The 24,147-nt window shown below is 72.6% G+C and carries 28 protein-coding genes and 3 pseudogenes; 11 read left to right on the top strand and 20 right to left on the bottom strand.

Annotated elements, in window-relative coordinates:
- The first annotated feature begins 64 nt into the window (after nucleotides 1–64).
- Nucleotides 65–673, top strand: coding sequence for a hypothetical protein (locus AB0M76_RS40835; RefSeq protein ID WP_365957825.1), 609 nt, complete (start codon nucleotides 65–67; stop codon nucleotides 671–673).
- Between the two features lie 187 nt (nucleotides 674–860).
- A complete protein-coding gene (locus AB0M76_RS40830) occupies nucleotides 861–1,589 on the top strand; it encodes an SOS response-associated peptidase (protein ID WP_365957823.1) in 729 nt (242 codons plus the stop codon).
- Between the two features lie 46 nt (nucleotides 1,590–1,635).
- On the opposite strand, the gene AB0M76_RS40825 is transcribed toward AB0M76_RS40830, so the two are convergent.
- Entirely contained in the window at nucleotides 1,636–1,884 is a 249-nt protein-coding gene (locus tag AB0M76_RS40825; RefSeq protein WP_365957821.1) for a hypothetical protein, read from the bottom strand.
- Between the two features lie 133 nt (nucleotides 1,885–2,017).
- Here AB0M76_RS40825 and AB0M76_RS40820 point away from each other — a divergent pair, with 133 nt between their 5' ends.
- Entirely contained in the window at nucleotides 2,018–2,599 is a 582-nt protein-coding gene (locus AB0M76_RS40820; RefSeq protein ID WP_365957820.1) for a TetR family transcriptional regulator, read from the top strand.
- A gap of 87 nt (nucleotides 2,600–2,686) precedes the next feature.
- On the opposite strand, the gene AB0M76_RS40815 is transcribed toward AB0M76_RS40820, so the two are convergent.
- The 7 genes from AB0M76_RS40815 to AB0M76_RS40785 all read right to left on the bottom strand — a co-directional run bounded on the left by AB0M76_RS40815 (nucleotide 2,687) and on the right by AB0M76_RS40785 (nucleotide 8,061).
- Entirely contained in the window at nucleotides 2,687–3,505 is an 819-nt protein-coding gene (locus AB0M76_RS40815; RefSeq protein ID WP_365957819.1) for an alpha/beta hydrolase family protein, read from the bottom strand.
- A 276-nt stretch (nucleotides 3,506–3,781) separates the two neighbouring features.
- Nucleotides 3,782–4,987 carry an anhydro-N-acetylmuramic acid kinase gene (locus tag AB0M76_RS40810; RefSeq protein WP_365957818.1) on the bottom strand — a complete coding sequence of 402 codons (1,206 nt, stop codon included), beginning with the start codon at nucleotides 4,985–4,987 and terminating at the stop codon, nucleotides 3,782–3,784.
- The gene (locus AB0M76_RS40805; RefSeq protein WP_365957817.1) at nucleotides 4,984–6,282 is read right to left on the bottom strand and encodes an MFS transporter; all 1,299 of its coding nucleotides are present in this window, start codon (nucleotides 6,280–6,282) and stop codon (nucleotides 4,984–4,986) included. The genes AB0M76_RS40810 and AB0M76_RS40805 overlap by 4 nt, the downstream gene beginning before the upstream one ends.
- Nucleotides 6,283–6,374: 92 nt before the next feature.
- Nucleotides 6,375–6,701, bottom strand: coding sequence for a DUF4288 domain-containing protein (locus AB0M76_RS40800; RefSeq protein ID WP_365957816.1), 327 nt, complete (start codon nucleotides 6,699–6,701; stop codon nucleotides 6,375–6,377).
- Nucleotides 6,702–6,710: 9 nt separating this feature from the next.
- Nucleotides 6,711–7,013: a hypothetical protein gene (locus AB0M76_RS40795; RefSeq protein WP_365957814.1), complete on the bottom strand. Its 303-nt coding sequence runs from the start codon at nucleotides 7,011–7,013 to the stop codon at nucleotides 6,711–6,713.
- A 3-nt stretch (nucleotides 7,014–7,016) separates the two neighbouring features.
- Nucleotides 7,017–7,466: a hypothetical protein gene (locus AB0M76_RS40790; RefSeq protein ID WP_328619214.1), complete on the bottom strand. Its 450-nt coding sequence runs from the start codon at nucleotides 7,464–7,466 to the stop codon at nucleotides 7,017–7,019.
- 70 nt (nucleotides 7,467–7,536) lie between these two features.
- Nucleotides 7,537–8,061 (bottom strand): DUF5133 domain-containing protein, encoded by a 525-nt coding sequence (locus AB0M76_RS40785; RefSeq protein ID WP_365957813.1) that lies wholly within the window; start codon nucleotides 8,059–8,061, stop codon nucleotides 7,537–7,539.
- 267 nt (nucleotides 8,062–8,328) lie between these two features.
- Between AB0M76_RS40785 and AB0M76_RS40780 the strand changes: the two genes are divergently transcribed.
- Entirely contained in the window at nucleotides 8,329–8,580 is a 252-nt protein-coding gene (locus AB0M76_RS40780) for an EF-hand domain-containing protein (protein WP_352212679.1), read from the top strand.
- A gap of 23 nt (nucleotides 8,581–8,603) precedes the next feature.
- On the opposite strand, the gene AB0M76_RS40775 is transcribed toward AB0M76_RS40780, so the two are convergent.
- The 3 genes and pseudogenes from AB0M76_RS40775 to AB0M76_RS40765 all read right to left on the bottom strand — a co-directional run bounded on the left by AB0M76_RS40775 (nucleotide 8,604) and on the right by AB0M76_RS40765 (nucleotide 9,955).
- Nucleotides 8,604–9,158: a DoxX family membrane protein gene (locus AB0M76_RS40775; protein ID WP_365957812.1), complete on the bottom strand. Its 555-nt coding sequence runs from the start codon at nucleotides 9,156–9,158 to the stop codon at nucleotides 8,604–8,606.
- A 70-nt stretch (nucleotides 9,159–9,228) separates the two neighbouring features.
- A pseudogene (locus AB0M76_RS40770) lies at nucleotides 9,229–9,408 on the bottom strand (hypothetical protein); the annotation flags it as partial.
- A 262-nt stretch (nucleotides 9,409–9,670) separates the two neighbouring features.
- Nucleotides 9,671–9,955, bottom strand: coding sequence for a hypothetical protein (locus tag AB0M76_RS40765; protein ID WP_365957811.1), 285 nt, complete (start codon nucleotides 9,953–9,955; stop codon nucleotides 9,671–9,673).
- A gap of 221 nt (nucleotides 9,956–10,176) precedes the next feature.
- Between AB0M76_RS40765 and AB0M76_RS40760 the strand changes: the two genes are divergently transcribed.
- On the top strand, nucleotides 10,177–11,064 hold the full coding sequence (locus tag AB0M76_RS40760) for a calcium-binding protein (RefSeq protein ID WP_365957810.1): 888 nt from the start codon (nucleotides 10,177–10,179) through the stop codon (nucleotides 11,062–11,064).
- Between the two features lie 29 nt (nucleotides 11,065–11,093).
- Here AB0M76_RS40760 and AB0M76_RS40755 read toward each other — a convergent pair whose 3' ends face one another.
- Entirely contained in the window at nucleotides 11,094–11,774 is a 681-nt protein-coding gene (locus AB0M76_RS40755) for a TetR/AcrR family transcriptional regulator (protein ID WP_365957809.1), read from the bottom strand.
- Nucleotides 11,775–11,904: 130 nt separating this feature from the next.
- Here AB0M76_RS40755 and AB0M76_RS40750 point away from each other — a divergent pair, with 130 nt between their 5' ends.
- The 3 genes and pseudogenes from AB0M76_RS40750 to AB0M76_RS40740 all read left to right on the top strand — a co-directional run bounded on the left by AB0M76_RS40750 (nucleotide 11,905) and on the right by AB0M76_RS40740 (nucleotide 14,345).
- A complete protein-coding gene (locus AB0M76_RS40750) occupies nucleotides 11,905–13,461 on the top strand; it encodes an FAD-dependent monooxygenase (RefSeq protein WP_365957807.1) in 1,557 nt (518 codons plus the stop codon).
- Nucleotides 13,462–13,532: 71 nt separating this feature from the next.
- Nucleotides 13,533–13,868 (top strand): annotated as a pseudogene (locus AB0M76_RS40745) (helix-turn-helix domain-containing protein); the annotation flags it as partial.
- A 141-nt stretch (nucleotides 13,869–14,009) separates the two neighbouring features.
- Nucleotides 14,010–14,345 (top strand): hypothetical protein, encoded by a 336-nt coding sequence (locus AB0M76_RS40740; protein ID WP_365957806.1) that lies wholly within the window; start codon nucleotides 14,010–14,012, stop codon nucleotides 14,343–14,345.
- A gap of 14 nt (nucleotides 14,346–14,359) precedes the next feature.
- Here AB0M76_RS40740 and AB0M76_RS40735 read toward each other — a convergent pair whose 3' ends face one another.
- From AB0M76_RS40735 to AB0M76_RS40725, 3 genes are all read right to left on the bottom strand, one after another.
- The gene (locus AB0M76_RS40735) at nucleotides 14,360–14,767 is read right to left on the bottom strand and encodes a VOC family protein (protein WP_365957805.1); all 408 of its coding nucleotides are present in this window, start codon (nucleotides 14,765–14,767) and stop codon (nucleotides 14,360–14,362) included.
- 214 nt (nucleotides 14,768–14,981) lie between these two features.
- Complete coding sequence (gene mptB, locus AB0M76_RS40730) at nucleotides 14,982–16,451, bottom strand: polyprenol phosphomannose-dependent alpha 1,6 mannosyltransferase MptB (RefSeq protein WP_365957803.1); 1,470 nt, start codon at nucleotides 16,449–16,451, stop codon at nucleotides 14,982–14,984.
- 91 nt (nucleotides 16,452–16,542) lie between these two features.
- Nucleotides 16,543–17,820 (bottom strand): cytochrome P450, encoded by a 1,278-nt coding sequence (locus AB0M76_RS40725; RefSeq protein ID WP_365957802.1) that lies wholly within the window; start codon nucleotides 17,818–17,820, stop codon nucleotides 16,543–16,545.
- A gap of 175 nt (nucleotides 17,821–17,995) precedes the next feature.
- Between AB0M76_RS40725 and AB0M76_RS40720 the strand changes: the two genes are divergently transcribed.
- The gene (locus AB0M76_RS40720; RefSeq protein WP_365957801.1) at nucleotides 17,996–18,610 is read left to right on the top strand and encodes a GNAT family protein; all 615 of its coding nucleotides are present in this window, start codon (nucleotides 17,996–17,998) and stop codon (nucleotides 18,608–18,610) included.
- Nucleotides 18,611–18,662: 52 nt separating this feature from the next.
- On the opposite strand, the gene AB0M76_RS40715 is transcribed toward AB0M76_RS40720, so the two are convergent.
- Entirely contained in the window at nucleotides 18,663–20,978 is a 2,316-nt protein-coding gene (locus AB0M76_RS40715; protein ID WP_365957799.1) for a family 20 glycosylhydrolase, read from the bottom strand.
- A gap of 142 nt (nucleotides 20,979–21,120) precedes the next feature.
- A complete protein-coding gene (locus AB0M76_RS40710) occupies nucleotides 21,121–21,381 on the bottom strand; it encodes a hypothetical protein (RefSeq protein ID WP_365957827.1) in 261 nt (86 codons plus the stop codon).
- Between the two features lie 21 nt (nucleotides 21,382–21,402).
- Between AB0M76_RS40710 and AB0M76_RS40705 the strand changes: the two are divergent.
- A pseudogene (locus AB0M76_RS40705) lies at nucleotides 21,403–21,504 on the top strand (molybdopterin-dependent oxidoreductase); the annotation flags it as partial.
- A complete protein-coding gene (locus AB0M76_RS40700) occupies nucleotides 21,504–21,908 on the top strand; it encodes a hypothetical protein (protein ID WP_365957798.1) in 405 nt (134 codons plus the stop codon). The pseudogene AB0M76_RS40705 and the gene AB0M76_RS40700, both read left to right, overlap by 1 nt.
- Before the next feature lie 68 nt (nucleotides 21,909–21,976).
- Here AB0M76_RS40700 and AB0M76_RS40695 read toward each other — a convergent pair whose 3' ends face one another.
- The 3 genes from AB0M76_RS40695 to AB0M76_RS40685 are packed head-to-tail and all read right to left on the bottom strand — an operon-like array spanning nucleotide 21,977 to nucleotide 24,008.
- Nucleotides 21,977–22,636, bottom strand: a complete 660-nt coding sequence (locus AB0M76_RS40695) for a methyltransferase domain-containing protein (protein WP_365957797.1) — start codon at nucleotides 22,634–22,636, stop codon at nucleotides 21,977–21,979.
- A complete protein-coding gene (locus tag AB0M76_RS40690; RefSeq protein ID WP_365957796.1) occupies nucleotides 22,633–23,286 on the bottom strand; it encodes a DUF2064 domain-containing protein in 654 nt (217 codons plus the stop codon). Before AB0M76_RS40690 ends, AB0M76_RS40695 begins: the two co-directional genes overlap by 4 nt.
- Complete coding sequence (locus AB0M76_RS40685; protein WP_365957794.1) at nucleotides 23,283–24,008, bottom strand: glycosyltransferase family 2 protein; 726 nt, start codon at nucleotides 24,006–24,008, stop codon at nucleotides 23,283–23,285. The genes AB0M76_RS40690 and AB0M76_RS40685 overlap by 4 nt, the downstream gene beginning before the upstream one ends.
- Between the last annotated feature and the right edge of the window lie 139 nt (nucleotides 24,009–24,147).

The raw sequence follows: 24,147 nt of genomic DNA, 5'->3' as shown, positions 1-24,147 counted from the left end.
GCAACCTGTTGCGGGCATTCCTCGCGTGCGGCACCGGCGTGCTGATCGTCGCGCACGTCCCCGACTGGCTCTTCTACGCCTCCGCCCTCTCGGTGCCGATACGCATGGCTGCCCGGCCGGGGAGATCTTCGCCACCAACAACACCGCGGTCATCACGGACCCCGACGACGCACGGCTGCGGACCCGGCTGACGCGCTTCGACCACGAGGTGCGCGAGATCATCCGTACCAGCGGTGCCAGGCCGGCGGCGTCGACCCTGCTGGACGGGGTCTTCTGGTCCGGCGACCTGAAGCAGACCACGTACGAGCGCTCGCGGGAGTTCGACGTCGACAAGGTCGGCGCCGACGGGCTCCACCACATCGCCGACGTCGTCCGCAAGCAGTACCACCAGGAGTCGGTGCTCACCTTCCGCTGCCTGCCGCGCACGTCACCGGACACCGACGCGGTGGAGATCCAGGCCCCCGGCGTCTCCGCGGCCCGGCTCCGCGAAGCGCTGCTCGCGAACCCCGAGGCCCGCGAACGCCTCGGCGGCGGCTCGGTCACCCTGGGCGGCCGCCTCATCCTGATCACCCCGATCGCCGACCTCCCCCTGGCCCGCCGGCTCACGGCCGAGCTCGGGGTCGACTGGAACACCGCGAAGGTGCGCTACGGGGACGAGGAGTTCGTTTCGTAGGTGCCGAGCGGGCCCGTCACTGAGCGGGGCGGCGGCACTGCGGCCTACGCTGGAGACGGCGGCCGTCCGCGGTGAGCGGCCCGGGCGGCCGCCCCGGTGGCTGCGGGCACGTACCCCTCCTTGAATCCCGCGCCCGCGGCGCCGGCCCGGCGGCCGGGGGAGCCGTCGCGGTGGGAGAGTGGATGCCATGTGCGGTCGATATGCCTCCAGCCGAGCCCCCGAAGACCTGGTCGGCCTGTTCGAGGCCCGCTGGGATCCCCGGGAGACGCTGGCGCCGAGCTGGAACGTTGCCCCCACCGACCAGGTCTGGGCCGTCCTCGAACGCCCCGACCGCGGGACCGGGGAGGTGGAGCGCAGGCTCCGTACGCTTCGGTGGGGCCTGGTCCCTTCCTGGGCGAAGGACCCGAACGGGGGCGCCCGGATGATCAACGCGCGGGTCGAGACGGTGCACGAGAAGCCGGCGTACCGCCGTGCCTTCACCCGGCGCCGGTGCCTGCTGCCTGCGGACGGCTTCTACGAGTGGCAGTCCGTGGCCGCCACGGCCACGGCGAAGGCGTACAAGCAGCCGTACTTCATCGCCCCCGACGACGCCGGGGTGATGGCCATGGCCGGGCTGTACGAGTTCTGGCGCGACCCTGCCGTGACCGACGAGGACGACCCGGCCGCCTGGCTCCTCACCACCACGATCATCACCACCGAGGCCGCCGACGCGGCCGGCCGGATCCACCCCCGCATGCCGCTGACCGTGTCCCCCGAGGACCACGACGCCTGGCTGGATCCCGCCCACCAGGACGTCCACGGCCTCCGGGCACTCCTCCACACCCCGGCCGACGGCCGCCTCGACGTACGGGCGGTCTCCACGGCGGTCAACAGTGTCCGCAACAACGGCCCGGAACTGCTGGAGGCCCCCGCCTAGGGGGAGCCGGCAGCCATGGGAGGACCGGCACCGAGCCTCCGGCGGCTCAGGCGCCCGCGGACCGGCGGGGGAGCGATGCCGTCGCCTTCATCAGGGTCGGGATCAGCCAGTAGGCCACGATCGGGACCACGACCACCGTGAGTATCAGGGTGCGCAGGACCAGGGGGAGGTCGTTCATGTACGGGCCCAGCAGGGCGAGGGTGAGGGTGATCGTCGGGTAGACCGCGAGCCAGGTGATGAAGGCGCGGCGGTGGGCGGAGGGCGGGGCGGGCGGAGTCGTCGGAGCTGCGGACATGAGGCTGTTCCCCCTGGATGCGTTACGACGGGCGGGTCAAATTTCCAACCAAACGGTTGGAGTCTTGCACGGACATGATCTTAAGTCCAACCATCAGGTTGGAATTCCGCTCGAGGGCACTACAGTGCATGCCATGGCCTGGGACACAGCACGCACCAAACAACTCCTGCTCGACGCGGCGGTGGAAGAGTTCGCCGAGCACGGGTTCGACGGCGCCCGGGTTGCGCGCGTGGCCACCGGTGCCGGCGTCAACAAGGAGCGGATCTACCAGTATTTCGGCAGCAAGGAGAAGCTGTTCTGCGCGGTGCTGGAGACCGAGCTGAAGAAGGTCGCGGCAGCCGTCCCGCTCACCGAGGCGCAGGCTCGCGACCTGGGTGACTACGCCGGCCGCGTCTACGACTACCACCGCGCCCACCCGCACCTCATGCGGCTCCTGGCCTGGGAGGGCCTGCAGTGCCAGGACCAGCTGGCCGCCCAGTGCGAGCGCACCGACCACTACGCCGAGAAGATCGCAGCGATCGCCGCGGCCCAGCAGGGCGGCGCGCTCACCGGCGAGTACAGCCCGGCACGGCTGCTGCACACGGTGATGTCGATGGTCGCCTCGTGGTTCACGCTGCCGCAGCTCGCCCGCATCCTCGTGCCGGAGGACCTGGACGCGGGACCGGACGCGCAGCGGGCAGCGTTGGTCGCGGTGGTCCGCCGGCTGACGTCCTGACCTCGTGGCCCGCTGCCCTCCCCGCCGCCGGTGTCAGGCGCCGATGGCCGCCATCAGCCCGGGGAAGGAGAAGACCAGTTCGCGCTCTCAGTACGGCCAGGCATGGACGCCTCGGTATGCGCACACGGCGGCCGGAATGCCGAGCTGGGCGAGGCGCACCCCCATCTGCTGGTTCATGCCGTGGATGAGGTGCTCGACGGGTTCCGGGCCGCCGCGGATCGGGTTGGTGCAGCGCGCAGGGCTCGCCGGTGGGTCGCCCCACTGCCAGCCCGTAGCGGCGTCCGTACCGTCGCCGTACGAGATGTACAGCGCGGTGCCGGCCAGCCCGGCGGCCTGGTGCAGCGGGTCGTTCCGTTCCCACACGCTGCGCTGGCGCAGATCGGTCGGGTCCGCCGTGTCGAACGGGAAGCCCGGCTCGCCCCAGATGCGCCGCCAGTCGGTGTGGCACCCGCCGCCGGCGCCCTTCCCCAGGTCCGGCCCCGAGAGCCCGCCGTCGAGCGACAGGTGGAGCGTGCTGACCGCCCCGCTGTACGAGGCCACCGCGCGGAACATGCCGGGGTGCGTGGCGGCGAGTTTCATCGCGCCGAGCCCGCCCATGGACAGGCCCGCGACGGCCCGCTCGGTCCCGGCCCGGTACTGGCTCTCCAGCAGCGGCCGCAGTTCGTCGACCAGGTACGTCTCCCACGCCGGAGGGCCTCCGCCACCGGAGTTGTACCAGTCGCTGTACCCACTGCACGGGCTCGTCTGCGGCAGCACGAAGAGGACGTCCCGAGGGGCCGCGAGCTCCTCGATGTGGGTGTTGGCGGTCCAGTCCGTGTGGTCGCCCGGGCCGCCGTGCAGCAGCCACAGCACGGGCCAGGTCCGGGTGGCGGTCTTCGACCAGGCCGGGGGCAGCAGCAGTCGCACCGTGACGGGATCTCGGGCGAGGTGACGGTGAGGTCGAGCGTCCGCGCGTCGATCTGCTGCTCCTGGACCACGCGGGCCGGGTTGTCGGCCACACGGGTAGCTCCGGCTCCGCTTCCGGGCCCGCTTCCCGCCGCCGCTCCCACCCCCGCCGTCGGCAGCAGGAGTACGAGCCCCACCAGTGCTGCGACCACCTGGCGGCAGATCCGATGCACAAGAACTTCCCTCCCTCGGCTGGTCAACGAGGCGCGGAGCTGCGGGTTCCGGGCGTCGAGCCGATCACACCGCTGCTCCTGCGGTCGCCGGACCCCGTACGGACAGGGCATGCGGCGCACCGCCCGGATGCGCGGGCAGACGCAGCGGACGGCTGCCCGGCGTGAGCGAGCCCAGCACGCGCGGCCCGGCTGCTCCGGTGCACCCCGGGGCATTGCCCGGGAGGCCGTGCAGGGTGAGGTACCCGAGCACCGCGAACGCGTACGCCTCCTTCGCCTCCGCGGGCAGCCCCAGCTCCTGCGACGTACGGACAGCAGTGCTGCCCGCCAGCTCGTCGCGGAGCATCGCCATCAGCGTCGGGTTGCGCACCCCTCCGCCCGACACGAAGACCTCGGTGGTTGCGAGGGGGCGCAGCGCATCGGCCACCGTACGGGCGGTCAGGCGCGTCAGCGTGGCGACGAGGTCCTGCGGCCGGAGCTCGCCGCACCCCGCGAGCCGCGCCCGGAGGTAGCCCGCGTGGAACAGCTCCTTGCCCGTCGTCCGGGGCGCCGGCATCCGGTAGTACGGCTCCCCGGACAGCAGCCGGTCGAGCAGCCCCTCGTGGACGTGCCCGGCGGCGGCCAGCACGCCGTCCTCGTCGTACGCGCGCCGCCCGGCGCTCAGTTCACGGACCGCGGCGTCGATCAGCGCGTTGCCCGGGCCGGTGTCGAACGCCACGGGATCGGCGCCCGCCGGCAGCACGGTGACGTTGGCGATCCCCCCGATGTTCAGGGCCGCGGGCACGCCGGGGCGCCCGCGCAGGAGCATCAGGTCGATCAGGCTGACCAGCGGAGCCCCCTGCCCGCCCGCCGCCACGTCCCGCGTCCGGAAGCCGGAGACGACCGGGCAGCCGCTGCGCTCCGCGATCCAGGCCGGTTCGCCGAGCTGAAGGGTGCCGTGCACCCGGCCGTTCTCGGCCCAGTGGTACACCGTCTGCCCGTGCGAGGCGACCAACTCGGCGCGCCCTGCGCACAGTTCCCGGTCGGCGCGGGCGGCGACGGTCGCGAAGGCCTGGCCGATCCGGGTGTCGAGGCGGCAGACGTCGGCCAGGGTGGTCGCCGCGGGCGGCAGGGCGGCGGCGAGGGCCTCCCGTACGTCGGGCGCGTACGGCTCGCTGACCATGCCGAGCGGCACGAGGTGCAGCGTGCCGTCGTAGGCGGACAGTTCGAGGTCGGCGGCCGCGGCGTCGACGGCGTCGTACGAGGTCCCCGACATCAGCCCGATCACCCTCATCGCAGCGGCTCCCGGTGGGCGCGCCCGCGCAGGGCCAGCAGCGCGGGACAGCTGAGGGCACAGGCGCCGGCGGCGTAGTAGGCGGGCACGGCGGGATCTCCCGTCCGGGCGATCAGGGCGGTGATGACGAGTCCGGCGCAGCCGGAGAACACCGCGTTGGCCAGGGAGTAGGCCAGCCCGAGCCCCGTACAGCGGACCCTGCGCGGGAACATCTCGGCGAGCATCGCCGGTCCGGGCCCGGCCAGCAGGCCGACCAGCGCACCCGCGAGCAGCACGGCACCGGCTCTGGCCCACGGCGATGCGCCGGGGGACTGGAGCAGGTGGACGAGGGGGAGAGCGAGCATCACGACACCGAGGGCGCCGCACAGCATCACCGGGCGCCGGCCGATCCGGTCGCTGAGCGCCCCGGCGGGCAGGATCGACGCCGCGAACCCTGCATTGGCGAGGGCGGTGACGAGCAGGGCCTCGCGGAGGGAGGCACCGAGCGTCGCCTGGAGATAGGACGGCAGGACGACGAGGAAGGTGTACCCGGCCGCAGACCAGCCCATGATCCGCCCGATCCCGAGTACGACGGCGCGCGCGAGCTCCCGGCCACCGACCGGACCGTCCCGGCCGTCTCCCGGGGGAGCCCCGGGCGGCTCCTCCAGCGCCGTACGCAACCACAGCGCCACCGCGCCCAGCGGCAGGGCCAGCAGGAACGGGATCCGCCAGCCCCACGCGTACAGGGCCTCGGCGGGCAGCGCTGTCGCCAGGGCGGCCGCCGTACCTGCCCCGGTGAGCAGGCCGAGCGCGACGGTGAAGGACTGCCACGCCCCGTAGAGGCCGCGGCGGCCGGCGGGCGCGTACTCGGTCATGAGGGAGACGGCCCCGCCGAACTCGCCGCCCGCGGAAAGCCCTTGCAGTACGCGCAGGAGCGTCAGGAGCCAGGGGGCGGCGCCGCCGATGGCGGCGCGGGTCGGAAGGAGGCCGATCATTGCGGTGGCGAGGGTCATGAGGCCGACGACCACGATGAGGGTGGGCCGCCGCCCGAGGCGGTCGCCGAGCCGCCCGAACAGCAGGGCGCCGACGGGCCGGAAGAAGAACGCGAGTGCGAACGAGGCGTACGTGGCCACCAGCGCCTCGGCGCCGCTGCTCCCCTCGTACCGGAAGAAGTTCGCGGCGATGACGGTGGCCAGGCAGCCGTAGACACCGAACTCGTACCACTCGACGAGATTGCCGACCGAACCGGCGAGCAGCGCCCGACGCGACGTGGTGGTGCGGCGCGCAGCCGCGGGGCGCAGCTCGAGAGGTCTCACCCGTCCTCCGTGCCCCCTCGGCGCCGCAGCGACGCCTCCGCCGGTGCCGTTTCAGCAGTTCGGCGGAACTCCGGCCGGTCGCGGGCCGGAGCTCAGAGGTCCTCGCCGGACAACAGGGGTTCGAAGGCCGTGTAGGCGGCGAAGTTGCGGAAGTGGCGGGTGTAGATCTCCGCGCCGTCGCCGAGCGGGTCCTCGGGTACCTCGGCGACGTCCACGAGCTGCCGGAACGTCCAGGTGATCCGCTCGCCCTTCTCGTTCCGGTAGCTTGTCTCGAGGGCTTCGCCGTGGGCCTGGGCCTTGGACCTGGCCTCGTCCTCGGTCCGGGCCGACAGCAGGACGAAGCTCTCCCGGTACAGGGGTGCCTGCCCGCCGGCCGTGGCCGTGGCGACACAGACCAGAACCGCGACGTAAGTCCTCATCGGCGCACGCTACTTCTTGAACCGGTTGTCGTTCAGCAGCTTCCACGCCGTCTGGCAGGACTTGAGCCCGCACCCCCGGATGTACCCGAGTGAATCCCCGTAGTGCTCCCCGGGGAACGCCTGCCGGATGGACCCCTTGCGGCACCGCGAGATGAAGTTGTTCGCGATCTCGCCCAGGTTCTCGCTCGCCACGCAGGCATCCGACGGCTGCACCGGTACGGCGGCCAGCCCGGCCGCCGGTGCCCCGAGCAGGACGCCGCACGCGAGGACGAGCGCGCTCGCACCGCGCGCCAAGGTCCGGGTGATCCCCATCGGTCAGCAGCCCGCGAGCTTGCCGTAGGCGATCCAGACCTCACCCTTGCTGTTGATGCTCACGTTGCCGGTCTTGTGCAGTCCGGTGTACTTCCCGCGGTACTTCCTGAGCTGCCCGAACTGCGATTCCAGGGACAGGTAGGGGGAGTCGGGCCGCCAGTCGCCGGAGAACTCGGCGTAGACACCGTCGGTTCCGTCCGTGCCGCTCGCCCAGCAGGCGCGATCGCCCGAGTAGAGAACCAGGTTGCCGTCGTACTGCATGTCGAGGCGATAGCCGCCGTTGCTGATGCACTGCCCGGGGATCAGCTTGTCCGTGAACGCCGTTCCGATGTTGCGGCACGCCGCCGCCTGCTCCGTCGCGGCGGAGACCTGCCCGGCCGACACGGTTGCCGCCGCCAGCAGGCTCACCACCGCGCACGTCAGTGCACGGGTCGTATTCCTGACCGTCTTCATGGGACGCACCCCTCTACGCATGATCACTTCCATCGGCGATCACGAAAGGTAGCAGTTCGACTACGGGACGTCACAATCCGTGGCGCTCCGTTGACGCGTCCCGGACCCTCCCCCTCACCGTGGTGCCGAGCCACTCGGCGCCGACAAGCAGTTCGGCCGAGCGGAGTGCGGTGCAGGCGTTCCGCTGGCCCATCAGGATGCACAGGGTGTAGGTGGCGTCGTCGAGCTCGTTGCGCACGGCGAGGTCGTGCGGCGCGGCCAGGGCGCGGCGGCGCAGGCCGCGGTGCCGCTTCAGCAACTCGCCGATGGTCTGCGGATCGGGGAGCAGCCGCGTGTACGGCTGCGCCACGGGCGGGGCGGTGGCGGACCTGGCCCCGTCCATCGCGGCCTGCAGGGCCGTGCCGAGCGAGGCCGGCAGTGCGCGGCAGCCGCCCAGGGCGAGCACGGCCTCGGCCGTCTCGAGCAGGGCGACTCCGGCGGCCCGCGCCGTGTCCGCCAGGATCCGGCGCGCGGTGTCGGAGCCGCACGGCACCACCGCCATCAGGACGGTCACGGCCTGCTCCGCGGCGGCGTGCTCGGGTGTTGTCTCGCTCATCCGCGTGATTCCTCCGGCTGCTGGGTCGGCTTGCGCCGGCTGTGCGCGTCGTTGCCTGGGATGGGGGTACGGCCTCGTACGCCGAAAGGTTCGGATCCCGCCGGGGAAGATGCCGCGGCCCGGCCGGTCGGCCCCACGACCCGTGCCCGGACCGGGCGTCCGCCGCCCCTCGCGCTCCGCGGGACCCGCGCCCGTCATCCGGGGTGGGCGGCGCCGTAGGCTGGCGGCAGGCAGCCCCTGCCGACTCCTCCCGGAAGGACGTACGTGATGAGTGCGAAGGCCCGCAAGCTGTTCGAGGCGCTCGATCTCAACCATGACGGCACCCTGACCCGCCTGGAAGTGATCACCGCCCTGCGGACGAAGGGCCCGACCCTGGCCGCCAACGGCGACCTGCCGTTCTGGGGCCTGGGTGACATCGACGCCTCGTCCGCGCTCTTCGACGCCGCCGACAAGAACGGCGACAACGTGCTGACGTTCGAGGAGTTCGCCCGGGAGGTCGACCGCCGCTTCGGCTGGTAGTCCCTGCGAGCCGGCGATGGCGGCTACGCCGTCTGCCTGTCGGCGTCCGGGCCCGGGCCGGACGCTTCGGCGGCGGCGAGCGTTGCGGCCCGCCGGTTGAGGACGACGGTGGCCGCGGCCACGCTGAGCGTGAAGGCCATCACCACCGTGGCCGGCCGGTCCAGCCGGTGCCGGGTGAGATGGTCGAGCGAGAAGCAGCCGGGCCCCGAAAGGCCGAGGCAGGCCGCGACGAAGCCGAGGAAGGCCGGGTACTCGAAGCCGCCGCCCTGGGCGAAGAACCCGGCAGGCGCGTGCACCGCGGCGGCGCCGGCCATGGCGCCCGCCGCGGCGGCGCCGGCCGCCGGGGTCGCAAGCCCCAGCGCGAGAAGCGCGCCGCCGCCGGCCTCGCCGAGCCCGGCTGCGATCGCGCTCTCCCGTCCCGGGGTGAATCCCATGTGCTCCATGCCCCGGGCCGTGCCCTCGATACCGGCTCCGCCGAACCAGCCGAAGAGCTTCTGCGCTCCGTGTGCGATCAGCACACCGCCTGCTCCCAGGCGCAGGGCGAGCAGTCCGAGATCCTTGCGATGGGTGAGCGGCATGAGGACAGACCTTTCCTTGGGCGCGGTCGCCACGACCTGGTACGTGCGGGGTGGTGCGTGTCAGCTGGTCTCAAGCTTCACGTGAGCGCACCGCGTGCGCATGCGGTGTGCCGCCACCGGCGCGTTCTGCACCCCGTCCGGACGCGGGGAAGCCGGTGACGGCCGCGGTGAAGGCGTGCGGATCGTCCAGCCAGGGGCAGTGGCCGGCGTACGGCTGGATGGTCAGCCGGGCGTCCGGGAAGAGCACCGCCGCTCGGGGTGGGCAGCTGCATGGAGCAGGGCCGGGCTTCCGTCGGCCGGGTTTGCGGGCCGCGCCGGGGTCGACGGGCCATGGCGTGCACCACCGGTGGCTGCACCCGACGCGGGAGGCGCTCGAGGAGGGCGCGAACTCCCTTTGCCGCGTGCCTTGCCGGGTCCTTGACCGGACGCACCGGTCGACCGGTCGCCGGTGACTGCGGCGTCGATCCGCTACGCGGCTGCAGACGGGCTCGGCGGCGTCGAACGGTGCCCGATCAGCTGTCTTCCATCGCCGCATCGCAGGAGGAGCACACCAGGCTCGTCTCCTGCGGCGGGTACCACGGGGAGCCCGGCTGCCCGGACGGGGTCCAGCGGGCCGGTTCCATCGCGAACGTGTCCTTGCCGCAGAGCGTGCGCGGCCCCGGCTCGGTGGTCGTACCCGGCGCCGCAGGCGCGGCATGCACCTGGCGGACGGGTGCCTCGGCCCCCGGGGCCGCCGCCTTGCCGGCTCGGGTCGGCGCCGGCGTGTCGAGCTCGTGCACCACGATGATCCCGCTCATACCTCGACGGTAGGCGACCGTCCGGGAACCCGCTCCCTCGAGGCGGAGCGGACCCGTCCGGGTGCCCGGCCCTCTCCGCGGAGGGGCCAACCGAGCGTAAGACATACAAAAGGCTATGCATTTCATTGCCTTCGAGGCTTTCACGCCATATGTTCCCGACGGATTCGAGCCTGGTCCCTCGGACGGCCGGGCAGCTGTGACCACTCCCACCGGAGGTCTGAATGCCTTGTCGTAAGTCACTCACCCTGCTGACCGCAGCCGCGCTGCTCTCCTTCGGAGTCCCGGCAGCGGCCGCCGACGCGCCCGAGGCCACCTGCTTCGGCCGCGCGGCGACCATGACCGGGGCAGGCAAGATCGCCGGGACGGAGGGCGACGACGTCATCATCGGGTCGGCGGGTGCGGACACCATCGACGGGCTCGGCGGGGACGACCTGATCTGCGGCCTGGCCGGCAACGACACGATCGCCGGAGGCCTGGGCAACGACCAGGTGGACGGTGGCGAAGGCGCGGATCTCCTCCGCGGCGACCTGATCGCCACCGGAGCCTCCGTCGACGGTGGGGGCGACGACGTCCTCTTCGGCGGGCCGGGTGACGACCGCATGGGCGGGGACAGCATGGCCTTCGGCTCCAGCGCGTCCGGCGGGGGCAACGACGTGCTGTTCGGCGAGGACGGCAACGACGCCATCATCGGCGACAGCCGCGGTGGCATCAACGCGACGGGCGGCGGCAGGGACGTCATCGACGGTGGGCCCGGTGACGACAGCATCACCGGCGACTCCTCCGCCGAGGCCAGCGCGGCCGGCCACGGCGCCGACGTACTCATGGGCGGGCCCGGTGTCGATGCCATCATCGGCGACAGCAACTCGGGCCACGCCGCGCACGGGAAGGGCGAGAACGGGGTGGCTCCGAAGCCTGCCCGCCCGGGCCGCCAGAGCCGCCCGACCTCGGCGAAGCCCGCTCAGAGCGCGCCGACGCCGCTCTCCCCGGCGGAGGCGGCGGCAAGCGGCAATGACGTCATGGACGGGGGCGCCGACGTGAAGGACACCTGCGACGGCAATGACGGGAGCGACGTGGCCGTCCGCTGCGAGACCACGACCAACGTCCCGTAGCGGACGGCGCTCACGGCTCGGCCCGCGGCTCAGCGGATGCCGTACCGCGCGGCGATGCCGTCGATGACGATCTGCAGGCCCTCTTCGAAGTGCTCGTCGTACTCCTGGAAGAGGTGCGCGCCGGCGGCCGCCGCGAGCGGGTAGTCGGCCAGGCGCTCGCTGCGCTCCGCCACGTCGTAACCGTCCCGGCGCTCGCCCGGGACGGGGTTGACGCCCTGTTCCTCGATCACGAAACCGAGCGTGTACGAGAACGCGGTCGTCATGGCGCGTACGGCCTGCGGCAGCTCGAACCCCTGGGCCAGCAGGGCCCGCAGATAGGCCTCGGACTGTTCCGCGTGCTCGGTTCCGGTGAAGCGTGACCCGGTGAACACTCGGGCTCCGTCGCGATAGGCGAGCAGGGCGCGGCGCAGACCGTGATTGGCGACCAGCATCCGCTCGCGCCACGGTGTCGAGGGGGCGTCCGACCCGGGTTCCGCCGGGCTCGTGGCCATGCGCCGGAACATCTCGGTGGCCATCTCGTCGATCAGCTCTTGTTTGTTCTTGAAGTGCCAGTACAGCGCCGGCGCCTTCACGTCCAGCTCCTGCGCGATGGCGCGGAGCGTGAGCTTGTCGAGCCCGCCCTCGTTGAGGAGCCGCAGCGCGGTCTCGGCGACGGTCAGGCGACTCAGCGGCGGGACGCGAGGGGGTGTCTGCTGCGGCTTGGCGTTCATCGTCTGCCTGTCTCCCGGGGCGGTGCACTCGTTCGAGGGTTGACAGCTTAACAACGTTAAGGGCACTCTTGCGGTACGAGCCTCCTTAACGCTGTTAAGGAGAAGTCTTGCTATGTGAAGGGGGAGATCGATGACGCAGCACGAGCACGAGAGTCGGCACGAGCACGAGGCCGAGCAGCAGCGGGGCGCCGCCGTGGGGATCGCGGCCCTGGGGGACCGGCGGAGCGATGTCCTGATCGTGGGCGCCGGCCCCACCGGCCTGGTTCTGGCCTGTGACCTCGCCCGGCGCGGCGTGCGCGCGCTGGTCGTCGAGCGGTCGCCGGAACTGTTCCCCGGTTCCCGCGGCAAGGGCATCCAGCCGCGGACCCTGGAGGTCTTCCACGACTTGGGCATCCTCGAGGAGATCCTGAAGTGGGGCGGCTACGCGCCGATCGGCATGACGTGGCAGGGCGGCACCCGCGCGGGCGAGTACCGCATGTTCGACGAAGCCGAGTCGACCGAGGACGCGCCCTATACGGGGCCCTGGATCCTGCCCCAGTGGCGCACCCAGCGGATCCTGCTCGACCGGCTCCGCGAACTGGGCGGCGACGTCGTGTTCGGCGTCGAGCTGACCGGGCTCACCCAGGACGCCGAGGCCGTCACGGCCACGCTCATACCGACGGGAGGCGGGAGTCCGGTGACCGTCCGTGCGGGGTACGCCGTCGCCGCCGACGGCGGCCGGTCCACGGTCCGCCGGCTCGTCGGCATCAAGATGACCGGCGAGCGCGTCGACCCCGCCCCGATGCTCGTGGCCGACGTGGTCATCCCGACGCTCGATCGGGAGAACTGGCACATCTTCCCGCCCGCCGGGGGCGGTACGGGCTTCGCGGCCCTGTGTCCCTTGCCGCATTCGCGGGAATTCCAGTTCGTCGCACAGCCGGCGCCGGTCGGCAACGAGATCGCGGTGGAGGATGTGCGGGCTCTGGTTGCCGCGTTCACCCACATACCGGCCGAGGAGGTCACCGAGGTTCGCTGGGCATCGGACTTCACCGTGAACGCCGCCCTCGCCGATCGCTTCCGCGACGGCAGGGTCTTCCTCGCAGGCGATGCCGCCCACATCCACTCACCGGCAGGCGGCCAGGGACTCAACACCAGCGTCCAGGACGCCTGCAACCTGAGCTGGAAGCTCGCCGCCGTTCTGCTCGACGGAGCCCCCGAGCCACTGCTGGACACGTACGAGGAGGAGCGCCTGCCCAACGCCGCCGCCATGCTGGGGCTGTCCACCCGCATCCACCGCGGCGAGGAGCGGCGTGGCGCCGCCACCCGCCAACTCGGCCTCGACCAGCGGGACTCGTCGCTCACCTGCGAGACACGCACGGGTCTGGCCGCGGACGCCCTCACCGCGGGAGACCGTGCGCCCGATGGCAACCGCGACGGCGTGCGGCTCTTCGACCTCTACCGAGGCCCCCACTTCACCCTGCTCGCGGTCGACACCCCGCTGCCGGACCGACTGCCGCCCCTCCCGGGCCTGCGCACCGCACAGATAGGTCCGTACGAGGCGTACGGACGCGGCTTGTACCTGGTCCGCCCGGACGGCTACATAGCCTGGGCCGGCTCCGCCACCGACCTGGTCGAAGCCTCGGCCGACGACCTGCACGCCTGGGCGGCCCGGGTTGCGCAGCCGCACCGGGTCGGGTCACACGGTTAGCGGTCGGCGGAGAGCGGCACGGGCTGGGTGCAGGGTGCGCAGCGAGCGCGGCCCGTATGCGCGCCTCGCAGGCGAGCACCGCTGCGACCCGCGACTGGGCACTGGACCGGCTGGGCCGGCCCATCGCGCTGGCGGAGCTGGCCCGGCACGCGGGGATGAGCGTGCGGACCTTCTCGCGCCGGTTCCGCGACGAGGTCGGCATGACCCCGGGCCAGTGGCTGACCCGGCAGCGCATCGAGCACGCGCGGCGGCTGCTGGAGGTGACCGACCTGCCCGTGGACCGGATCGCGGACGAGGCGGGACTGGGCACGGGCGCCTCGCTGCGGCGGCACATGGCGCAGGCGATCGGGGTGGCGCCGCTGGCCTACCGGCAGACCTTCCGCGCCAAGGCGAGCGAGGCGTACTGAGGTCTGCCCGCCGGGCCGGCCTCCGCCCTTGCGCCGCCGACTTGGAACGCAAGGGCGCCGACACCCGTCTACCTGACCGGCAAGGAACAGGGCCGGCCGCCATGGCCGGCCTGCCCCGTCCCCACCGATCAGGAGCACGCTGTGTCCCCCTTACGCCTCCCCCGCGCGGCCGTACTCCTCTTCGCCGTGGCCGCCTCCTTGCTCGCGTTCACGGCCTTCAGCGTCTACCGGGGCGCGGCGCCCGGCCTGCTGCCGGAGAGCAGTTGGGGCGCCTGGCGGCAGGAAGAGGTCGCCGACTGGTCGGCGCACATCCGGGTCAACCGCTGGGCCCATGCCGCCGAAGCCGAGATCCATTGGGGCAAGGCCGAGCAGATCAGCCTCCGGGCGTACGGCGATGAGGACCGCGACACTTCCGGCATGGAGCGCACCACCTTCACCCTGACCCCCGACGGCAAGCTCACCGGCAGCCAAGGCTGAGGCCCGCGTACCGGCTACGGACGGACGTAGGGCCGGGTCATGATCTCCATGTTGTGGCCGTCCGGGTCGGCGAAGTACGCGCCGCGGCCGCCGAACAGGCGGTTGATGTACCCGGGTTCGGTGTGGTGGGGGTCGGCGTAGTAGGTGACCCCGACCGCCTCCAGCCGGACGATCATGGTGTCGAACCGCTCGTCGGGCACGAGGAACGCGTAGTGCTGCGGCTGGATCGGCTCGGCTGTCATCGCGTAGTAGTCGAGCGTCACGCCGTTGCCGAGGTCGACGGGCAGGAACGGCCCGAACGGAGCGCCGACCTCCAGTCCCAGGATCACGGCGAGGAACTCGGCCGACAGCTGCCGGTCCCTGGCATGCACGACGGTGTGGTTCAACTGGACGGCGTTCGGATACTGCTGGGTGTTCTGCATGAGTGGTGTGTCTCCGGTTTCGGGATCCGCTGGAACGGCGCCACACACGGGCGCCCGGGAACAAAACGCGGAGAAGCGGCGGGCGCCTGGCCCGCCCCGTGCTCACGCCGAGGCCGGGAACCCTACTCGTACATGGCCCAAGGCCGACCCGGCAGTCACACGGCCAACCGTAGTGATCACCACGGGCCGGGACAACCCGGTTTCCTCGCCGCGCTCACCGGCGCGTTCTGGCCGCTGCGCGCACCCACGCGCGCTCCTGCAGGAGAAGGCGGGGCACCGCCCCCAGCCGCAGCGGACCCCACGCCACGAGCGCGGCCACGGCTGCCGACGCCCCCGTGACGGCCGCGAGCGCGTAGGGCCAGGTGGGCGCCGTCCCGCTGGGCAGCACGATCACCAGCAGCCCCAGCATCGCCAGCCTCGCCCTGGTGTCCTCCAGCAGCCCCCAGGCGACCGCCGCGAGCGGCATCATTCCCCACAGCACGTACCAGGGCTGTACGACCGGAGCGGTCACCACCAGTCCCAGTAGCGCCATGCCGGTCGCGTACTCGGGACCCGTACGCGGGGCACGCCACGCGCAGAAGGCCACCGCGCACACGCCCAGCAGCATCCCCACCGACCGCGCGGCGGCGATCGCATCGGCCGCCGTACCCACGCCGAGCCCCTCGGCGAACAGTCCGAGCACCCGGCCCACGTCCGTGCTGGGCGAGAGCACCGTGTACACCTGCGTAGGGCCCTTCAGCGTCGACAGCCACCCCCAGCCCTGGCCGCACACACCCACGCCCAGTGCCAGTGCCGCGAGGGTCACCAGCGAGATCCCCGCCGCCCGCGACCAGCCCGAACGCCGGTCCGACCGCCCGCCGACGGACCACGCGGCGGCACACAGCAGAGCCACCGCGGCGGGAACCTTGACCAGCGCGGCCGACGTGAGGACGACGGTGCCCAGCACCCAGCGGCCCCGGCGGAAGGCCACCAGCCCCGCCACCATCAGCCCGATCATCAGCGCCTCGTTGTGGGCCCCGCCGACCAGATGCACCAGGGCCAGCGGGTTGAGCACCGCCGCCCACAGCGCCCCGGACTCCCCGACGCCCCACTCGGACGCGAGACGGCTCATGCCCCACACGATCAGCCCCAGCCCCACCAGGGCCACCAGCCGCATCCCCAGCACCGCCGCCACCGTGTGGTGTTCGCCCGTGACGGCCACCACGGCCCGCGTCGCCGCGACGGCCAGCGGCCCGTAGGGCGCCGGTGCTTCCTGCCACATCTCCGGCACGTTGTCCGCGAGCGGACCGCCGAGCGCCGACGGCCCCAGCCGGTACACGTCCCAGCCCCGGCCCGCCAGCGCGCCCTGCGCGACATAGCTGTACGCGTCGTTGCTGAACAGCAGCGGCCCCGGTACGAGGGGCAGAACCCAGGACCACAGTACGGAGCGCAGCTGTCCGCGGCCGACGGGCTCCCCGCTCCGCAGCAGCCCGCCCAGCCGCCACCAGGCGATCACGAGCAGCACCAGCCCGGCGTACGACGCCGCAGCTCCCAGCACCGTGTGGGCGGGGCTCCGCTGGGCCCACACCCCGTCGGGAACCCCGAAAGGCAGTGCGCCGGCCGACCAGCTCCCGGCCGCCAGCAGTACCGACCCGAGCGTTCCGAGCAGCCGGCAACCCCGGACCGTGACCCCCACCTCAGCCATGGCGGCAGCCTAGGGTGGACGTGGCCGATGATCGGCCTGCGGGAGGCGTCGGGGAAGTGAACGTCGAGGGTCGTTCCGACCTCTCAGTGGGTCATGCCGAGGGGCCGAGGCGGACGGGCAGGGTCCGGTGGCCGTTGCTGATCAGGGAGGCGACGGGCACCAGCTCATCGGCGGGAACCTCCAGTTCGAGGGCCGGGAACCGGTCGAAGAGGGCCTCGAGCGCTGCCGCGACCTCGAGCCGTGCCAGCGGGGCGCCGAGGCAGAAGTGGACGCCGTGCCCGAAGGCGAGGTGGTCCTTCGTGACCCTCGTGACGTCGAAGGCGTCGGCATCCGGGCCGTGCCAGTCGGGATGCCGGTTGGCGGCGGCGTACGAGGCGAGGATCGCCTCCCCCTTGGCGATGGTCCGTCCGTCGGGCAGGTGTATGTCGGCCAGAGCGAAGCGCATCGGCAGGTGTTTCACGGCCGACTCGTGGCGCAGGGTCTCCTCGACGACGTCACTCCAGCTGCTGCGGCCGGCGCGGACGTGGCCGAGCTGCTCGGGGTGGGTGAGCAGGGCGGTGACCGCCTGGTCGATGACGTTGACGGTCGTCTCGTACCCGGCACTGATCATCAGGAACAGGGTGTCGGCCAGTTCGGTGTCGGAGAGCGCGGAGCCGTCGCCCTCCTCGTCGCGGGCGGCGATGAGGAGCGAGATCATGTCGTCGCCGGGCACGGCGCGCTTGGTGGCGATGAGCTGGCCGAGGATTTCGTAGGCCCGAACCGCGTTCGCGGCGGCCTGTTCGGGGGTGAGGGTCGTGTCGAAGACCCCGTCCACCACGGAACGGAACTCACCGCGCCGGTCCTCGGGGAGGCCCAAGAGGTGGCCGATGACCGCGATGGGCAGCGGGTAGGCGAGCTGTTCGCGCAAATCTGCCGCCTCACCGGGAGGCAGGGCGGCGAGCTCGTCCAGGAGGCCGGTGACGATGGCCTCGACGGTGTCGCGGAGCAGGGAGACACGGCGCGCGCCGAACGCGGGAGCCACCATCCGTCGCAGCCGGCGGTGGTCGGCTCCGTAGGCGGTGAACATGTTGTTCACGGCCACCCAGAGGGCGAGCGGCCACGTCTGTACGGCCTGTTCGAACTCGGGCCAGTGCGCGCGGGCGTCCTTGGACACGTCCGGGCTCGTCAGCAACTTCTTGAGGAGGACAGGGTCGGTGACGGACCAGGCCGTCACGCCGAGGACGTCGACGCGGGCTGCGGGCCCCTGGGCGCGCAGCAGCCGGTGCTCGGCGTGCCGGTCGGTGCCTGCGGGGTCGAGGACGAGCGGGGCGGTGGGGCGATTCACGCGGGACTCCTTCGGGACGGTCGTGGCGGTAGGACGATCCTCCATCTCCCGCACAACGCGCGTGGTGGGCAAGGTGTTCCACGAGCGACGGCAGCTGTCGACGCGGGCCGTGCCCGGTGCGACGCGTGTGACACGGATGCACCCGAGGGCGCCGTGAGAAGATCCTTTCGCCGCGGCCCGACAACGTGGTGTGCGCTGGTTCCGACCGTGGAAGGTGACGATGTTCGCGATATCCCTGGGCGACGACGGCGCGGAGCTGCGCCCGCTCGAACCCTGGCAGGCCGAGGAGTTCCTGGCCCACGTGGACCGGGGGCGGGAGTTCATAGGGCAGTTCAACGGACTCCCCGACGTCGTCACGGACCTGGACTCCAGCCGGGCGCTCCTCCAGGCGTACGCGGAGAAGACCGCGGCCGACGCCGGGCGGCTCTACGGCATCCGGACCGACGGCAAGCTGGTCGGAGCGGTCCTCTTCCGCAGGTTCGACGTGGCGCAGGGCGTGGCCGAGGCGGGCTGCTGGCTGGAGCCGTCCGCGGTGGGCAAGGGGCTGGTGACCCGGGCCGTGCGCGCGATCATCGACTGGGCCGTCGAGGAGCGGGGCATCCACCGCGTGGAGTGGGTGGTCTCGGTCGGGAACGAGCCCAGCATCGCCGTGGCCCGGCGGCTCGGGATGACCAAGGACGGCGTGCTGCGGGAGAGTTACCTGTACCGCGGGAAGCGGCACGACGAAGAGGTCTGGTCGGTCCTCGCCCCGGAATGGCGAGCGCACCGGGCGGACCGGGCGGACCGGGCGGACCGGGCGGACCGGGCGGACCGGCCACACCGGGCGGAAGGCTGAACGTCCCCCGGCACGGGCCGTAGCCGGGAGACGTCCACGAGCTGCCCTCCCGTCAGGTGATCTGCCACCGCTGGTAGCCTGAACCGGAACTCGGCTGCTGCGTGACCAGGGCGCCGTCCGTACCCGATGCGGTGGTCAGCAGGAGGGTGCTCTTCTTGTTGGCCACCGCGTACTCGCCCCCGCCGAGGGCGGTGATCAGCCAGCGCTGGCTGTCGCCGCCGCTGCGCGTGGCCTGGACGACGGCTGCACCGGGCGCGGTGGACCCGCCCGAGACGTCCGCGCAGAGCCTGGACGAGCCGTTGACCATGGAGTAGGAGCCGTCGGCGTCGAGCGCCAGTTGCCACTGCTGGTTGGGGCTGCCGTGCGGTGTCCAGGTGATCAGCTGGGTGCCGGAGACGTTGGAACTCGCCGGATCGTCGAGGGCCTTGCCGGCTGAGCCGAGGGTCCGGGTGCCGCTCAACTGGCCTCCGTACACCTCGAACTCGTACAGCGAATAGCCGTACGCGGTGCCGCGCCGGGTCCCGTACACGCGGATGTAGCGGCCGGATCCGGACAGGCCGGTGAGCTCCTGCACCCCGCCCGTGCCGGTCGTGGTGGAGAACACGGTGCGCCAGGTGGTCGCGTCGTCGGAGAGCTGGATCTGGAAGGCCTTTCCGTACGCCGCCTCCCAGCGCAGCATCACCCGGCTCACGGCCTGGCTCGAGCCGAGGTCCACCTGGAGCCACTGCGGGTCGCTGTAGGCGCTGGACCAGCGGGTTCCGGGGTCGCCGTCGGTGGCCGAGGAGGCCGGGAAGTTGGCGGTCTCGGTGCTGGAGGCGGTGGTCGGCCGGTTGCGGGCGAGGTTGCCGGGCTGGGCGAGGCCCGGCCAGGCGGGGTTGTGTCCGACCGCGGCCGCGATGGGGGTGAAGGCGGCGTAGGTGCTCGCCGACTTCGGGGAACCCCAGGTCTGCTGGGCCAGGGCGCGCAGCGGGTACATGATGCCCGCCGCGATCTGGTCCTCCGTCTCGGCGGTCGGGTTGTCGCACCACACGTGGATCAGCGAACCGGGGTTCTTCGAGGGGTCGGTGAGGGTGACCCCGCCCTCGAAGCGGTCGGGGGTCCAGGTCTCGTACATCCACTTGGTGTCGGGTTTGGCGCCGCCGAGCACGTAATAGGTCGGAGTCCAGGACTCGTTGGCCACGGTGTGGCCGGCCGCGGCCAGTTGCTGCGGGGTGAGCCCGTAGCTGTACCAGTACTCGACGAGGATGCCCGCGTGCGGAGTGACGGTTCCGTCCCCGGCCTTGATGCCGTCGTTCCACATCCGGGTGGTCTTGCCGGCCGCCCGGACCAGGTCGTCGGCCCAGTTCACGAACCCGTAGTAGGTGTCCTTGGCGGTGGCGCCCGCTCCGTAGTGGGCGCGGGCATAGCTGAGCAGCTGCGGGTACTTGGCGTAGTCGGTGACGTATTCGTCCGCGCCGATGTGCCAGTACGGGGCCGGGAACAAGGGCAGGTACTCGTTCACCAGGTCCTTGATCAGGGTGTACGAGGCCGGCAGTGAGAGGTCGATGAAATCGGGGCTGGCCGTGCCGGAGCTGTTCTTGAGCTTGAGCTCGGGGTGGGCGGCCAGGACGGCGTTCATGTGCCCCGGGGTGTCGATCTCGGGAATGATCGTGACGTGGTACTTCTGCCCGAGCGCGACCAGGTCGGCGATGTCCTGCTTGGAGTAGTGGTCGGCGGAGACGATCTCCGGGTGGGTGGAGCTCTCGAGGCGGAAGCCGAACGTGTCCGACAGGTGGAAGTGGAAGTAGTTGAGCTTGAGGTAGGCCAGCTCCTTGATGTGCTGCCTGACCCAGTCGACGGTGAAGAACTTCCGGCCCTGGTCGATCATGAGCCCGCGCTCCGCCTTGGTGGGCCAGTCCACCGCCGTGCCGGCGGGAACCGAGAGCGACTGGTGCAGGAGCTGGAGCACGGTACGGGTGCCGTAGAACGCGCCGGTGTCGGTCGCGGCCTGGATGCCGACGGACTGACCGACGGTCAGCCGGTAGCCCTCGGCGGGCAGGCCGGGGTCACCGAGGCTCAGTGCGATGTCGCCGGGGGCGGCGCTCCCGGTGACGACGGCGACGGGACGCCCGGCCAGCGCTTCCAGATCCTCGGCGAGTGTGGCGGCCTCGTCGGAGAGCTGGGCGGTATAGGCGGGGTCGACGACGATACGGCCGGCGGTGGTGAAGGCGTACGTACCGGTCCCGGCCGTCCACTGCCGCAGCGCCGGAACGGTCAGGGGCGGCCCGGCGGCGGCCTGTGCGGGCACGGGTCCGGCGGCGGCGACACCGGGTAAGGAGAGCGCGGCCACCGCGCAGACGGCGGCGATCAGCAATCTGAGCAGACGCATGGCAAGTCCCCAAGTCATGGGAGGGAAGGGGAGTTCATAGAGTCGGCCAAAGTGCAGCGCAGTGCGGGATGCATGTCAATACCTGCTCGAAACCCCGTCCCACCGAGCAGGATCACGCATCCGCACGTGCAGCCCTGACGGGTCAACAGCGGCGATCAGCCGTGCGGAGGCCGCGCCGGCGTACCGCGGTGACCGCCGGCACCAGGAGCACCGCGAGGCCGTACGCCGTGGCGCTCACCGCTTCGCGCGAGCCGAACGCCTGGCCCGTGACGTACACGGCGGGGCCCGCGACGGCGATGCCCAGCCACTCCCAGCGTCCGTCCAGCGCCACGAGCGCGACCAGCAGCAGGGCGTACCACGAATACCCCGGCGTGAGCAGCGCGAACGCCCACCTTGTCACCAACAGCGCGCCGCTCCACGGACGGAGGAACTGTCCCCGGACCACGGCTACCCGGCGCGGATCATCGCCCCGAACCGCCCCGGCGTGCTCCAGACCAAGTGGGTCGGCCGACTGGAGGTGGCGTGATGGCGTACCGGTACCTGGTGGCGGGCCTCGGACTGGCCCTGATGGGCCTGGGCGGCGCCCTGCTGATCCAGCAGCCCTCGCCCTGGCGGATCGCGCTGTGGCTCGCGGGCGCGGTCGTCGTGCACGACGGGCTGATCGCGCCCCTCGTGATCGCCGTCGCCGCGCTCACCGGCGCCCTCGGCCTGCGCCTGCGCGGGATCCCGCGCGCGGCCCTGATCGTCGCGGGCTCCCTGACGGCGATCGCCCTCCCGTCGCTCCTGCGCCCGGGCGGCGCGGCCAACCCGACGGTCGTGCCGCTGGACTACCCGCGCAACTGGCTGCTCGCGATGGCGGCCATCGCAGTGGCCGCGGGCCTGTGGGCCGGGACGCGCGCGGCGCTGGGCGGCATGCGCCGACAGTCTTGAGCGACGGGACGTACGAGAGCGGCTGACGCGGTTTCGCGTCAGCCGCTCTCGTACGTCCCGGTCTGCGGTCAGCGTCGCAGCTGTACGAACGCGCGGCCCGCGGCATGCCAGGTCACCGCTCGGGTCCAGCCCGCTGTGGCCGCCTCGACGCGGAGCGCACGGGTACCGAGCCGGGCCCACGGGAACGGCGCCCCGCGGCCGCCGTGACCGTCGTCGACATGGACCTCGACGCGCTCGTCGACGTCCACGGCGGCCACCTCGACCAGCAGCGAGCCGCCGGGCGCCGCGAGCCGCGCGGCGCGGCGCAGCAGGGCGCCGGGGTCGCCGCCGATGCCGATGTTGCCGTCGATCAGCAGGACCGTGCCCCACCGGCCCTCGCTGGGCAGCGGGTCGAACACGGACCGGCACAGGGCGCTGCCGCCCGCGCGTACGGTACGGGCCACCGCCTCCGGGGTGACGTCCACGCCCAGCGCGGGGTGCCCGCGGCGGGCGAGGGCGGCGACCAGGCGGCCCGGTCCGCAGCCTATGTCCAGGACCGGGCCGTCGCAGCGGGACAGGACGGTGGCGTCGGCGGTGTCGGGCTCTGCGCACCAGCGCTCCACGTCCAGCGGCAGTAGCCAGCCGTCGCTGCGGCGCAGGTAGAGAGGGCCCTGGCCGGTGCGCAGGGCGTCGGAGTACGGATCGGCCCGCCAGGCCTGGGCGGCGGGCTCCGCCAGTTGCGCGGTCATCGGACGGCCGCGCACAGCTCGGCGTGCAGGGCGGCGAAGCGGGTCCCCGGCGCGGCGGCAGCGACCAGCGCCGCATCGTCCGGGGTGTCGACGTCGCGGAGCGCCGGCAGGTCCCGTACGGCCCGCCCGGACGCGGTCAGCCGCCGGCGCTGCACCTCCCCGGTGTGCGTTACGGACATGGGGACGCCGAGCAGCAGCGCCGGATCGGGTTCGGCGAGTCCGAGGGCCCAGAATCCGCCGTCCAGGGCCGGGCCGAACCACGCGTTGGTCCGGGTGAAGTCGAGGCCCTGGGCGAGGAGTTCCGGAGTGACCTGGGGGGTGTCCATGCCGATCAGGAGCGCGGGACCTTCGTACAGGCCGAAGGCCGCGGCCAGCCGGGCGTCGAGCCCGCCCGCGCACTGCGGGACCACCTCGATGCCGTCGGGCAGCCAGTGCCTCGGCGCCCCGTCGAGGTAGAGGACGCGTCGCCGGGCCGGCGTGGCGAGGACGGCGGCCAGGGTGTCCTGGAGCGCGGCGCGGGCCAGGGCGGCGGCCTGCTGCGGGGTGAAGTGCGGGGTCAGCCGCGTCTTGACCCGGCCTGGTACCGGGGCCTTGGCGACGACGAGGAGAGTGCCCTCGTCGTTGTCGTGGTTGCTCTCGAAAGTACTCATGCGGAGACCCCGCCGGCCGGTGCGGACCGGGTGCCGGGCGCCTCGGCCAGCACCCGCTGCATGTCCCGTACCGCATGCCAGGTGCCCCGCCAGGTGCCGGTGACCTTCGACTTCCCGGAGCGCGGCAGGTACGGGACGTCCGTCTCGGCCACCCGCCAGCCTGCGTCGGCGGCCCGTACGACCATCTGCAGCGGGTAGCCGCTGCGCCGGTCGGTCAGGTCCAGGCCCAGCAGTGCCTCGCGGCGCGCGACCCGCATCGGTCCGAGGTCGTGCAGCCGCAGCCCCGTACGGCGGCGCAGCATCCGCGCCAGCGCGAGGTTCCCGGCGCGGGCGTGCGCGGCCCACGCTCCGCGGCCCTGCGGGCGGCGCCGGCCGAGCAGCAGGTCGGCCTCGCCGGCCGCGACCCGCGCCGCCATGGGAGCGAGCAGGGCGGGGTCGAGGGAGGCGTCGCAGTCGCAGAAGCAGACGAGGTCGGCGCTCGCGGCGAGCAGTCCGGCGTGGCAGGCGGCGCCGAAGCCGCGCCGGGGTTCGCGCACCACGGTCGCCCCCAGGCTGCGGGCGATGTCGGCGGAGCCGTCGGTGGAGCCGTTGTCGACGACGATGGCCCGCCAGCCGGCCGGCACCCGCGCCAGCACCCAGGGGAGCGCCTCCGCCTCGTCGAGGCACGGCAGTACGAGGTCCGCCCGGGGCGGCACACAAGCAGAATCGGTCACGGTCCACACCGTAGGAAGCGGACGCGGACGAAAGGAGCTTTGAGTCCTTACGAAACGCGGACGCCGTGCGCGGTCGGGGGAGGTCGCATTCCACGCGGCCCGGGGCGGATGTCAGGCTGGGGCCATGGCAGTCAGCAATACGCAGAGT

The organism is Streptomyces sp. NPDC051364 (genome assembly GCF_040682115.1).
Taxonomy (GTDB): domain Bacteria; phylum Actinomycetota; class Actinomycetes; order Streptomycetales; family Streptomycetaceae; genus Streptomyces.
This window is presented reverse-complemented; position numbering and strand designations above follow the sequence as displayed.

What these genes read in the sequence shown, in the direction of transcription:
- AB0M76_RS40725 (WP_365957802.1), bottom strand. Translation starts at nt 17,820, where the DNA reads ATGGAGGATCGTCCTACCGCCACGACCGTCCCGAAGGAGTCCCGCGTG.
- AB0M76_RS40720 (WP_365957801.1), top strand. Translation starts at nt 17,996, where the DNA reads ATGTTCGCGATATCCCTGGGCGACGACGGCGCGGAGCTGCGCCCGCTC.
- AB0M76_RS40825 (WP_365957821.1), bottom strand. Translation starts at nt 1,884, where the DNA reads ATGTCCGCAGCTCCGACGACTCCGCCCGCCCCGCCCTCCGCCCACCGC.
- AB0M76_RS40795 (WP_365957814.1), bottom strand. Translation starts at nt 7,013, where the DNA reads ATGGGGATCACCCGGACCTTGGCGCGCGGTGCGAGCGCGCTCGTCCTC.
- AB0M76_RS40735 (WP_365957805.1), bottom strand. Translation starts at nt 14,767, where the DNA reads ATGCAGAACACCCAGCAGTATCCGAACGCCGTCCAGTTGAACCACACC.
- AB0M76_RS40755 (WP_365957809.1), bottom strand. Translation starts at nt 11,774, where the DNA reads ATGAACGCCAAGCCGCAGCAGACACCCCCTCGCGTCCCGCCGCTGAGT.
- mptB (WP_365957803.1), bottom strand. Translation starts at nt 16,451, where the DNA reads ATGGCTGAGGTGGGGGTCACGGTCCGGGGTTGCCGGCTGCTCGGAACG.
- AB0M76_RS40775 (WP_365957812.1), bottom strand. Translation starts at nt 9,158, where the DNA reads ATGCCGCTCACCCATCGCAAGGATCTCGGACTGCTCGCCCTGCGCCTG.
- AB0M76_RS40695 (WP_365957797.1), bottom strand. Translation starts at nt 22,636, where the DNA reads ATGACCGCGCAACTGGCGGAGCCCGCCGCCCAGGCCTGGCGGGCCGAT.
- AB0M76_RS40760 (WP_365957810.1), top strand. Translation starts at nt 10,177, where the DNA reads ATGCCTTGTCGTAAGTCACTCACCCTGCTGACCGCAGCCGCGCTGCTC.
- AB0M76_RS40820 (WP_365957820.1), top strand. Translation starts at nt 2,018, where the DNA reads ATGGCCTGGGACACAGCACGCACCAAACAACTCCTGCTCGACGCGGCG.
- AB0M76_RS40800 (WP_365957816.1), bottom strand. Translation starts at nt 6,701, where the DNA reads ATGAGGACTTACGTCGCGGTTCTGGTCTGTGTCGCCACGGCCACGGCC.
- AB0M76_RS40715 (WP_365957799.1), bottom strand. Translation starts at nt 20,978, where the DNA reads ATGCGTCTGCTCAGATTGCTGATCGCCGCCGTCTGCGCGGTGGCCGCG.
- AB0M76_RS40785 (WP_365957813.1), bottom strand. Translation starts at nt 8,061, where the DNA reads ATGAGCGAGACAACACCCGAGCACGCCGCCGCGGAGCAGGCCGTGACC.
- AB0M76_RS40780 (WP_352212679.1), top strand. Translation starts at nt 8,329, where the DNA reads ATGAGTGCGAAGGCCCGCAAGCTGTTCGAGGCGCTCGATCTCAACCAT.
- AB0M76_RS40700 (WP_365957798.1), top strand. Translation starts at nt 21,504, where the DNA reads ATGGCGTACCGGTACCTGGTGGCGGGCCTCGGACTGGCCCTGATGGGC.
- AB0M76_RS40830 (WP_365957823.1), top strand. Translation starts at nt 861, where the DNA reads ATGTGCGGTCGATATGCCTCCAGCCGAGCCCCCGAAGACCTGGTCGGC.
- AB0M76_RS40750 (WP_365957807.1), top strand. Translation starts at nt 11,905, where the DNA reads ATGACGCAGCACGAGCACGAGAGTCGGCACGAGCACGAGGCCGAGCAG.
- AB0M76_RS40810 (WP_365957818.1), bottom strand. Translation starts at nt 4,987, where the DNA reads ATGAGGGTGATCGGGCTGATGTCGGGGACCTCGTACGACGCCGTCGAC.
- AB0M76_RS40790 (WP_328619214.1), bottom strand. Translation starts at nt 7,466, where the DNA reads ATGAAGACGGTCAGGAATACGACCCGTGCACTGACGTGCGCGGTGGTG.
- AB0M76_RS40765 (WP_365957811.1), bottom strand. Translation starts at nt 9,955, where the DNA reads ATGAGCGGGATCATCGTGGTGCACGAGCTCGACACGCCGGCGCCGACC.
- AB0M76_RS40690 (WP_365957796.1), bottom strand. Translation starts at nt 23,286, where the DNA reads ATGAGTACTTTCGAGAGCAACCACGACAACGACGAGGGCACTCTCCTC.